Origin of the sequence: Caballeronia sp. EK (assembly GCF_014384845.1) — a bacterium.
In the GTDB taxonomy this organism is placed as follows: Bacteria; Pseudomonadota; Gammaproteobacteria; order Burkholderiales; family Burkholderiaceae; genus Caballeronia; species Caballeronia jiangsuensis.
This window is the reverse complement of record NZ_JACSUE010000043.1, coordinates 1-11113: the sequence shown is the minus strand read 5'-3', so window position 1 is coordinate 11113 and position 11113 is coordinate 1. Positions and strand designations below refer to the sequence as shown.

3 protein-coding genes and 5 pseudogenes are annotated in these 11113 nt (G+C 58.1%); 4 read left to right on the top strand and 4 right to left on the bottom strand.

Annotation, left to right across the window (positions count from 1 at the left end; all coding sequences use genetic code 11):
* Positions 1-301 precede the first annotated feature (301 nt).
* Positions 302-1312, bottom strand: a complete 1011-nt coding sequence (locus IAG25_RS40410; RefSeq protein WP_187609813.1) for an IS110 family transposase — start codon at positions 1310-1312, stop codon at positions 302-304.
* A 251-nt stretch (positions 1313-1563) separates the two neighbouring features.
* Positions 1564-2990 (bottom strand): annotated as a pseudogene (locus IAG25_RS40405) (ISNCY family transposase).
* An 861-nt stretch (positions 2991-3851) separates the two neighbouring features.
* On the opposite strand from IAG25_RS40405, the pseudogene IAG25_RS40400 reads away from it, so the two are divergent.
* From IAG25_RS40400 to IAG25_RS40385, 4 genes and pseudogenes are all read left to right on the top strand, one after another.
* Positions 3852-4109 (top strand): annotated as a pseudogene (locus IAG25_RS40400) (transposase); the annotation flags it as partial.
* 287 nt (positions 4110-4396) lie between these two features.
* Positions 4397-4594, top strand: a pseudogene (locus tag IAG25_RS40395) (IS21 family transposase); the annotation flags it as partial.
* A gap of 512 nt (positions 4595-5106) precedes the next feature.
* Positions 5107-7077: a kelch repeat-containing protein gene (locus tag IAG25_RS40390; protein ID WP_187609812.1), complete on the top strand. Its 1971-nt coding sequence runs from the start codon at positions 5107-5109 to the stop codon at positions 7075-7077.
* A gap of 1039 nt (positions 7078-8116) precedes the next feature.
* The gene (locus IAG25_RS40385; RefSeq protein ID WP_187609811.1) at positions 8117-10027 is read left to right on the top strand and encodes a hypothetical protein; all 1911 of its coding nucleotides are present in this window, start codon (positions 8117-8119) and stop codon (positions 10025-10027) included.
* Between the two features lie 265 nt (positions 10028-10292).
* On the opposite strand, the pseudogene IAG25_RS40380 reads toward IAG25_RS40385, so the two are convergent.
* Both IAG25_RS40380 and IAG25_RS40375 read right to left on the bottom strand, forming a co-directional pair.
* A pseudogene (locus tag IAG25_RS40380) lies at positions 10293-10646 on the bottom strand (integrase core domain-containing protein); the annotation flags it as partial.
* Positions 10647-10751: 105 nt separating this feature from the next.
* Positions 10752-10874: pseudogene (locus tag IAG25_RS40375) on the bottom strand (ATP-binding protein); the annotation flags it as partial.
* Positions 10875-11113: the final 239 nt, after the last annotated feature.

Sequence of the window (11113 nt, the reverse complement as noted above, 5' to 3'; positions counted from 1 at the left end):
GCCATAAACTTGGAATACGTTCTTCGCAATATCAAGGCCGATGGTAAGCGCAGGCATCTCGAGTCTCCCAAAAGTGGCTTCGGAAGTGTGCGCCCCGGAGGGGGCGGGAGTCCATACCATCAGACTCGATCGCGGGCGTGCCCGCCGGCCCCGATGGATTTCGCCGCAAAGGTCCTAATCTAAAAAGCGGACTTGATGTCCGAGTAATGTCTCAGGCTTGCCTTTGCGCGGTCCAACCTGTCTTACCATCGTTCAATCTACCTGTGCAACCGTGGATGGGTTCGAATCTGCGTAGCTTGCGTTACGGCATGGGTGGGGCTTGATACGTTCGTCCATAGGCTAGGAGAGCCCAAATCGTGCGTGCCATCTTATTGGCGAGTGCGACGGCAACGACGTTCGTTGGCCGTCGAGCCAACAACAGCCGCAATCGCTCCGGCAAATGCTTTGAGCTTGAAATCACCGCTCGAGCACCGTGAATCAGCAGCGTTCGAAGATACACGTCACCACGTTTGCTGATGCCTCCAAGCTTCGGTTTGCCTCCGGAGCTATTCTGTCGCGGCACCAAACCGAGATAAGCAGCGAACTCTCGCCCGGAGCGGAACGACTTCGCCTGTCCAATCGCGGATACTGCAGCGGTCGCAGTAAGAACACCGACGCCGGGAATTTCGGAGATGCGACGACATGCTTCGTCGTTGCGCCGCCATTCCTGAATGCGACGTTCGAGCAGTTCGATCTGCTCGTCGAGGATGCGAAGCCGCGAGAGTTGATCTTGCAGACTGTCCGTCAGCATGACCGGAAGCTGGTCAGCTAATGACGCTAGAGCCGCTTTTGCAGCCTCAATCGATGGGCGACGGCCTTGTGGCAGTACGATGCCGAATTCGTAGAGCAATCCGCGAAGCTGATTGATCTGCATGACGCGAATTCGGACGAGTTGCTGACGGACCCGGTGCAGCGCAAGCATGGCCTGCTGATCTTCGGTCTTGACCGCGACGAAACGCATGCCAGGGCGCTGGGCAGCCTCCCAGATTGCGGCGGCATCAGCCGCGTCGTTCTTGTTCGACTTCACGAACGGACGTACGAACTGAGCCGCTATCAGGCGCACATCGTGGCCGAGTCGTGCCAGAGTTCGGGCCCAATGATGCGCGCTGCCGCAGGCTTCCATGACAACCCGGCATGCCGGCCGGTTCGTGAAGAACGGCACGAGTTGCGTACGTTTAAGCGCCTTGCTGTATATCGCGCCGGTCTCAGTATCGACGTAGTGAATCTGGAAGACGCGCTTGGCCAGATCGATGGCAATGGTCGAGGATTCCATCTGATTCTCCTTTGCGGCGGACATGCCGAACCAGCAATGTCCCACGCTCCGGTCAACGGAGCTCGGGCGACGGCTGACCGTTAAGGCGGGAGGCGACCATTCCATCTAAAAAGCTCTGACAATCAATGTCACGGCCAGATTGAAATGTCGGGGTACGGGCTAAATACAGATGTCGTATCGATCCAAGCATTTTGCTCTCACGCAGTGTTGAAGAAAGCGGGTTGAACGGGCAGGGCGCGGGTGCATGGACTTCACCGTTTATTGACCGCTGAGCTGTCTTTTACTGACGCGGCACCGCGTTTGTGTTCATGCAGCGCCTTCATCGTTGCCTCCAGGTCCTGTTGCGTGAGCTCGCGCTGTTTTTTCGTGCCGGATGCGCGGCGTGGCGTGCGTACCTCCGCGCCGCGATGCGTGCGCGAGGGCGCCGTGCCGATGCTGCGGTTGTCGCGCTGAGCCTGCACCGTCTGCGCCAACTCAAGCACGTGCGCGAGACGCTTGCACTCAACGATCGCGCCCGGATCGACCTGGTGAGACGGTCGTACTGCCGGCATACCAGCGCCCGCTCGCCGGCCCGCAACTGCGTGCGCCCGTCGGGATACTCCCACACCTCGATGTCACGGTGGATCAGCGCGCGGTTTGCGTCGGTATCGTCCAGCAGATACAGCACGCGGTCGTACTGCACGGTGAGCGTCTTGGTGACCCGTCGCGCTTCGCGCCACGTCAGCGCCCGTTCCAGACTCTCGTCGGTGCGCAGCGAACGATGCGCGTCATAGTCGCTTCGCGGTGGCTTGGCAAAGCGCGCGTTGTAGTCGGCCATGAAACAGGGCGCATACGCGTTGGCTTGCTCCAGAGTGCTGATGCCGCGCAGGCGTAGCTCCTTGACCAGACGATCCTGCAAGGTCAGATGCGCGCGTTCCACGCGCCCCTTGGCCGGGCTCGAGTTGGCGCAGAAGGTGTCGATGTTCAACTCGAACATCGCGCGACCGAATTGCGTGATGCTGTGGCCCGTCTTGCCTGCGGTTGCGTTGCGAAACACCGTGGCCTTGTCGCTGTAGAACGCGCCTGGCTTGCCGAAGCGCTCGATGTAGGCACGCGTGGCCTCGAAATAGCTGAAGGTCGATTCGCTGCGCGTGAAATGCAGCAGCATCAGCCGGCTGGTGGCGTCGTCGACGTACACCAGCAGCGTGCATTGCGGCGCACGCTCCTCGAACCAGCGATGCTCGCAGCCGTCGATCTGGATCAACTCACCCAGACACGAACGCCGGGCGCGCGGCTGATAGACCTTCGGTGGGCGTTGCCGGCGTGGCACCCACAGACCCGCGTCCGTCATCAGATGCCGCACCGTTTCCTTGGCCAGCCGAATGCCGTGGCATTCCTCGAGCTTCTCGCGCGCCAAAGTCGGGCCGAAGTCGGCGTAGCGCTCTCGGATAATACTCACGGCGCGCCGCGCCAAGGCATCGTCGAGCTTGCGATTGCCCGGTCGGCCGCGCTTGCCCCACGCCACGCCTTGCACTCCGTGCTCACGATAGCGCACCACCAGCCGCTCGATCTGGCGTACCGACAGGCCCAAGCGCTCAGCCGCGCGTCTGGGCTTCAAACCCGTCTGGACTACCGCCTCGATAACCTTCAGTTTGTCCCATTCGCGCATGGTCAAGCTCACAGGTGGGTTCGGTGACATGACTGGGCTCCCGCTGGACGATCGGCTGCCAGCTTGCCACCGGTTAAAACCCGACATCTGTAAATAGCCAGAACACGACATTAGGATATGGCCGCTACAATCAAAACATTGATAACTTTCGTTATGTCAATTATGTGCCGTATCGAAATATTGCTTTGATGAAGCTTTCGCCCTGGATGAATCGCGACCGAGCAACCGGCCTTTAACCGTCACCGCCGCATGCTGCACACGTGATGCCTTCGCATACTGACTCGGATCAGTCCTGCGATTCAAGCCGAAAATTAGCTTCGGCATAAGCGGCGTTACAGCTCTATACCTCCTTACCTTCTCGGACGAATATCGCGAAGCCGTTCGCAATCTTGCAGTTAGCGCGTCGGAATACAGGGCCGTGGCCGTTCACCGCGGCTGCCAATGCATTACGCGCCTTGCATGTCGCAAGATACTTACCATCGCGAAGCGTCATTAAGGTCATTTGCATCAAAATGTTTGATTGTCTTGCTCACGCAAGCACCTGCGCGCAGCTAAGCTCTGCTGAAGGCTTTCTCGTCGGGCCTTGACGATCTACGCAATTCCGCCACGAGGCAGTTGACCCACTTCGCTCCATAGTCGATAGATCCTGCCGCATACCTTTCTGCGCTCACTACCTCGTCCATCGTCGGAACGCGCAATCCATGCTTTTGCGCCTGGGAGACTGCCTCGCGGTACACCGCTTCTCGCTCCGCGCTCAGCCATCGATCAATATTTCGCCGTTTTCGTTTAGTCGCTTCGAAAATATCATGCATGGCGCTAGCTTCTTGAGCTTGCCTGCAAAAAAGGGATCCCTTGCTGAGTGTGTAAAACTCATGCAAGGAGGAAACAAGGATGGGTATTCCGAGAGCACGGTATACGCAGGAATTCATGATCGAAGCCGTGCGCATGGTGCGTGGCCGCCAGAGCATGGCGGCCGTAGCAAAAATACTGAGCATCAGTCCGAAGACGCTGCACCACTGGGTAAAGGCCGATAGCGCTGGCAAGCTGAACGGGGCAGGCAAACAGGTTTCGCCCGAACAGATGGAGATTGCCCGGCTGCGGGCGGAGTTGGCGCGCGTGAAGATGGAGCGCGACATATTGGAAAAAGCTGCGGCGTACTTCGCGAACCCTCGCTCGCACCTCCCGCCACTGCCTGAGTTGGCAAAGTACGACGGGACTCTGCGTATTTCGGCGAAGCCGAATAGGATTTTCGGTTGAAGCCGAACAAGAACGTTGATGTTCCGAAACGGCTGTTCGGTTTGCCGAAATGCCTGTTCGGATTCCTGAAACGAGCGTTCGGCAAAGCGAAGCGGATCGTCAGTTTCAGGTTGGCGGTACTGCGTATGGATCAATCCGTCGACGTTAAGGTAGTTCCCTTTGGGAGATATTCACGATGCCGGCTCGCCGCCCACGCGCGCAGTCGCCTCAAGGGCAAGCATACGACGCTGCCTGAGCTCATGCCGGCGGCCCATCGTGCCCACATGGAATGGAGGTCCGGTCGCCTTCTGAACTGGGGAACCTCGATCGGTCCCGGCGCTGAGACCATCGTCAATCACCTGCTGACCAACCGGCCGCATCCCGAGATGGGATTCCGAACTTTCGCGCTACAATCCACGCACTACGCAGTACCGCCCTCCAGCCTGTTCGGCTTCGCCGAAACGCCCGTTCGACCTCCCCGAAATACGCAGCACTCGGTCAATCGCGGGAAAACGTCGGTGATGGAAATCGAATTTTGCAGGTCGGACTAAGCATTTGTCGGGCATGATACCCGACCTTACTGCGACAAAGCCCAAAACCACTGTGCCCACCTCCCACTACTGCCGCGTCGGCGGTTTAGTACAGTTCAGGAATCTTTGTGAAAGATTCTGTTCGCAAAGTCAAGCACACTAAACGCGCAAATCGAGTCTGCTCGTGATGTGGATGTGCTAAAGCTGCAGATGTGTTGCGGCTTTCGCTTCAGGTATTGGCGAACTACGTTTCATGAGTCGTTGGAAAGTGTCTTTGGATGCGCGAAACGTAGGATGCGTGAATCCCGCGTACGCGGAACGCAATCCGCGCGACGCAATGCGGAAAATGGGAAGGTAAAAAGCCAATACGGGTGAAAACGATGTGTGAACTCATAAAACGATCTATCACAGTCTTGCTGTCTTTGCTGGTCACATTGGTTGCGGCATGCGGCGGCAGTGGCGCTGGTGGCGTCGCGGTGGCTCCGCCGAACGGACTGTACTATAGCGGTGCGTCGGTTGTGTATGTACTGGGATTAGAGATCATTCCGAGTACACCGGCCGCTAGCGCTGTAGCCATCACTCAGTACAGCGTCTCGCCTGCGCTGCCTGCCGGGCTCGTCCTAAACCCGCAGACCGGTGTGATCTCTGGCACTCCTTCCGCAGTCACTCCTGCCACGCTCTATACTGTAACTGGCAGCAATAGCGCTGGCAGTGCTACGGCCCGTCTGCAGATCGAAGTCAAGGACAAGGCCATTGCGCCGGACGCCCTCAGCTATCCGGACAATCCGATCATTTACGCCGCCGCAATGACAATCGTTCCGAATGCCCCGGTGACTTCGGGCGGTGCGATCACGCAATATGGCGTGACGCCTGCGCTACCTGCCGGGCTAGTCCTCAATGCGCAGACTGGCGTAATCAGCGGCATGCCCACAGCGGTGAGTGCGGCGACGGAGTATACGGTCACGGGCGGCAACAGCGCGGGCGGCATATCCACAATTCTAAACATCGCCGTGCAGGCGCGGGTCATGCCGCCGGCGAGCCTGACGTATTCAGATCCGGAGCCGGTATACACGGTCGGACAGCCAGTCGTGGAGAACGTGCTGCAGACCACGGGGGGGGACGTCACACGGTACACGGTATCGCCCGCGTTGCCGGCTGGCTTGGGCATGGATGTGCTGACCGGCATCATCAGCGGCACACCAGAAAACGCGCAAGCCAGCGCCGTCTATACACTTACCGGCAGCAACAGCGCCGGCCGCGTTTCCACAGCGGTAGAGATCGCGGTGCAGTCTGGTCCGTCGGGAATCTGGTTGCCCGGTGACAGTATGAGCCGGACGCGGATTGCTCACACCGCAACTGTGCTGGCAAGTGGCCCGAACGCGGGCAAGGTGCTGGTCACTGGGGGGGACAACCTGAAGAATTCCGCCGAGCTATACGATCCCATAGCAGGCACCTGGTCGCCAACCGGCAGCATGAAACAGGCGCGGGACTTTTTCACTGCCTCCGTGCTGACAGTCGGTCCTAATGCGGGTAAGGTACTGGTCGCGGGCGGGGCCGGCAACGGTGACCTGGATTCCGCCGAGTTGTACGACTCGGCAACCGGAACATGGTCGAAAACCGGCAGCATGAATCAGATGCGGGCGGCGCATGCCGCCACTGTTTTGTCAACCGGCCCGAACGCGGGCAAGGTGCTGGTCGCGGGTGGATACACCGACGGTTACCTGAATTCCGCCGAGCTGTACGACCCCGTAGCGGGCACCTGGTCGCCAACCGGCAGCATGGGCTTGGGGCGGTATCTTTTCACTGCCACCGAGCTGACAGTCGGCCCGAATGCGGGCAAAGTGCTGGTCGCGGGTGGATCCACCAACGGTTACCGGAATTCCGCCGAGCTGTACGACCCCACAACTGGAACCTGGTCGCCAACCGGCAGCATGAATGAGGCGCGGGCGGGTCATACCGCCACTGTGTTGACAACCGGCCCGAATGCGGGCAAGGTGCTGGTCGCGGGTGGATCCACCAACGGTTACCGGAATTCCGCCGAGCTGTACGACCCCGTAGCGGGCACCTGGTCGCCAACCGGCAGCATGAGCTTGGGGCGGTATCTTTTCACTGCCACCGAGCTGACAACCGGCCCGAACGCAGGCAAAGTGCTGGTCGCGGGAGGAGCAGCAGGCGGCAGTTCCGCCGAGCTATACGATCCCGTAGGGGGCTCTTGGTCAACAACCGGAAGCATGAACCAGCGGCGGCAGTATCACACTGCCACCGAGCTGAAAATCGGCCCGAATGCAGGCAAGGTGCTGGTCGCGGGGGGAAGCGGTGCGGGTAGTTCGGTCGAGATGTATGTGCCGTAGTCACGCAGATTTGCCGGAAAGACTCGCGAGTTGCGCGGACACCGGTCGTTCAGCGCAACCTGTCTTGATTGTCCGCGTGCATGACGAAGGTTTGGCCATCGTAGTCATTGGAGTGATGAGATGGACGACGACGCGGTGGGCCGTGCTTCTGTGCGAATGCGCGCGCTTTGCCCTCGCCAGGGCGAAGCGTTCTGGCGAGAGAGTTGAAACCGGAACACTCGGCTCAAGACACCTTTCGACCAACCTCTGTTTGGTTTGCGGTCATATCTGCGCTCGCCGTCCCGACCAACGGTGACGACCTTCAGCCGGTCGTTTCTGAGTGATCTTCTGTCATAAAAGGTGTCCACTGGTTCGAAAACAGTGGACATAGCCTGCGTGCTCAGATCAAAGAGTTCCCTACATCAATTTCTGCGCGCTTACAATCTAAACGCCTGTCGAATCCGCATTCTTTTCCATTTCTGCTGTCACGGTTACGCACGCCCTGTGACACCGCGCGCATAGATCGCGCGGATCGCGTCATCGTGGTCGGTAAAACCGGTGTTCGTTCGTAGGGGGCGAGTGGGCAGGGAGCTGCCATTGCGCTGCGCGCTCAAATTCGCGTGGCCGCTCGCCACCATTGGAATAGCACAGCCGACATCCCCAGTTTGCGCCCGGCGCTCGAGGCAACCTGTACGGTATCGGCTGTCGGCACACTGAACGACTAGTTCGTCTGGAACCTTGGTAGCCTGACGAATTGACGGTAGTTTTCCGTTTGGGTGGCACACACGCTCCCAAATGGGCATGTTACGCCAGGAGACGAAATTAACAATAGGATCCGTGAGGCCTCTGGAAGAGACCGAGGGGCATCGATCAAATTCAACACCGTGTTTACCTCCTGCCACGCAGTCATTGACTGCCGTGCTTTCGAAAAGAACAGCCACTTATCTGAAGAACGTTTCGAAAATCGAGCCTATTCTCGAAATGTCTTTCACGCCGAAAATTTACAATGTGCGACATAATAACGAAAAGTCTCAGACTCGCAAGTTTCGACTGTCCTTCTGTGCTCTCCTCTCGCATAGACAACACGCTGCAGTCTGTCAATTTCAGTAGTCCCGCTTCCATTGAGTACGCCTGCAACAGCGTCTACGATTATATTCGGGACGCTTTCGGAGCTCATCTATTCATCAACAATTCAAAGGAAGCGGCGTTGAGGCAAATCGCTATTATTGTGCTATCCAAGCAAGCAGAGACTCAGGGGCACAAGGGCGTCAACGGATTGACGTCGCGGGATCGCAAAATTGCGCAGGTTATAATGGTATCACTTCTCTCTTTGGATGGAATAAGAGAGTTCTGTCTGAAGGAGTTTAGCGATGACCTTGGTCACGCAATGCACTTATATCACCTTGATCTCGATGACAAGCGGTTAGACATGTTGCTGAACCTGACTTTCGAGGCACCAGAATCCGAACACGAGCTTAGAGCGTTTAATGGCGCAAACGAGTGGGCTACATCATCGTCGCTGGTCACCGCAGCACTCTGTGATGCACGCAGTCTTGATCCAGACGCTTCTGATTCGAGAATCGAGGCCGCTATGGAGAGGCTCAAACTGCACCATAGTGAAAGCGCACAAGAGACCACGATGTCGCAGAGCCAGATGCCCAGCGAAATCTTGCGGCACATCAAGGGCTACCTCAGTAGTGAGGATCTACGGGTCATGGGCCGTGTCAATCAAGCGCTGTCCGGGCACCACGGCTCCGAAGTGGCCCAGGCCAAAAAGCTGACAAAGAGAGCTGCGAAGTTGGAGGGTTACAATGCGGCCTTGGAAGTTCTGAAAGACATTAACAACTTGCTGAGCGGGTATCGGCGCGAGCCTCTGGTCGCGCTTGCCGAAAAGGTCCGGGAGCTGCCTAAAGAGAATCGGGAGTCTGCGTTCGATAGTACGTTGACCGCCGTGTATCGACTCGACGCAAGCGACCGAGTACAGCCCCTGACTACCCTTGCCCATGCCATCCTAGGCTTGCCCGAAGGGACGCAGCGGGTAGCTTTCGATAGGGTGGTGATCGCTGTGAATCAAGTCAGACTGGACGACCGGAGCCGAAACCTGGGGCCACTAATAGACCTGATTGTTTGGATGCCTGGAGATGCGCGGGCAGCCGCCTTTAATGCTGTGCTTGCTGCTGTAAATCAGCTCAACGTCGTCGACCGATGCGAACACTTTACCGCACTGGCCGAAAAGATTTACCACTTACCTGAAGAGACGCAGCAAAACGCCTTCGATCGAATGCTGGCTGCTGTGGAGCAACTCGAGGCGGTCGACTGGAGCGTCGCCCTGGGAGCGCTCGTTGATCAGATTGCTCTTCTGCATGAAAGTGAGACCCGGATGGCCGCCTTCGGTCGTGTACTGACCGCCATGGATCAATTTAAGCTGGCCAACCCCAACTTGCTAATTGCGTTCGCAGAACAAATCACGTCGTTGCCTGGCAAGACACAAGGGGCCGCCTTCGCCCGTGTGTTGATGGCCGTTGATCGACTTGACCTGACCGACCGAAGCGAACCTCTTGCTGCCCTCGTCCATTCTATTCAATGGTTGCCTGAAACGGCCCGGCAAGTTGCCTTCGATAGTGTGTTGACGGAGGTGTATCAGCTCAACGTGACCGACCGGGGCCAGATCTTGATTGCTCTCGCTGTACCGATCACATTTTTGCCGGAACGAACGATGCATACTGCATTCCACCGGGTCTTGGCGGCTGTTGAACACCTGATCAAGGTCGACCGAAGCGAACCTCTTGCCGAGCTTGCCGACCAGATCGATTGGTTACCTGCAAAAACCCGACCGGCTAGCTTTGATTCCTTGCTGACGGCTGCAGATCAACTCGACGTGACGGGGCGAAGCCGACTGCTCTCTGTGCTCGCTGAACAGGTCGACGGTCTGCCTGAAGAGACGCGTGCTCTTTACAGACAGCGTTTGTGAAACCGCTCGTATCCACTCGTGAAGCTGGTACGCGTTCTCCTAAGCCTGGAGTGTGAGCCCTGCGAGCGATGTCCCCAGTCGCGGACACGCCCAGGCAGTCGGCGCCTCCCGTTAGATTCGTACCCCAGGAAGGCACTCTAGCAACTACGCACTCCTTCCGTGTAGCGTTCGTCGCAAAGCAGTGAACGTTGACCTCTGATCTTACTGTGTCGTTAAAATCATTGAACCGCGCCGGGTTTGTCGGAGACCGCCGAGTTTGGCGCTGCGCCGCGCGAGCGGAGAGCACCAGATTGTGATTGTAAGCTTCCTCTGCTTCCGCCTGCGACACGTACCCGAGCGGGCCGAGCAACCGATGGTGGTTGTACCAGTGCACCCATTCGAGCGTGGCGGGTTCGACATCCTGGAGCGTGCGCCATGAACGCCGATGCACATCTTCGGCCTTATACAAGCCGTTGATCGTTTCGGCCAGAGCGTTGTCGTAAGAGTCGCCGACTGTTCGGACTGATGGCTCAACGCCAGCATCCACCATCCGTTCGGTGTACCGAATGCCGAGATATTGCGACCCGTGGTTGGAATGATGAATGAGCCCGGGCGGCGGCTGGCGATCGTGCAACGCCTGGTTGCGTATTCCACGGAAGAAGACCGGCGATTCCACGCGAAGGCGACCACTCATTCCACGCGAAGACGACCAGGTTGCGCGTAGCGACGCGGGCTTGAATTGCTTTTACGCTGACTCCTGTTTGTCGGTCAAACTATTGCGGCGTTTGCGCATCGATTCGCCCGCGAGCGTGAGCCGGTGTGCATTGTGGACCAGCCGGTCGAGGATCGCGTCGGCAAGTGTCGGATCCCTACAGAACGACAAATGGAATGAACGCCCCCACCTACCAGGTGGGTGACGCCGAGGAGGTGGACCCTCACGGGCCGACGGCATCAAAGTGCCCAAATGGAAGATCATTGAGGTCCTCACAGGCTAACCGGAGGGTCCGAAATGAAGTATACGACGGTCGGGGTGGACATCGCGAAGAACGTCTTCCAGCTTCACTGGGTGGATGCCGGCACGGGCGAGATTGTGAACAAGCAACTGAA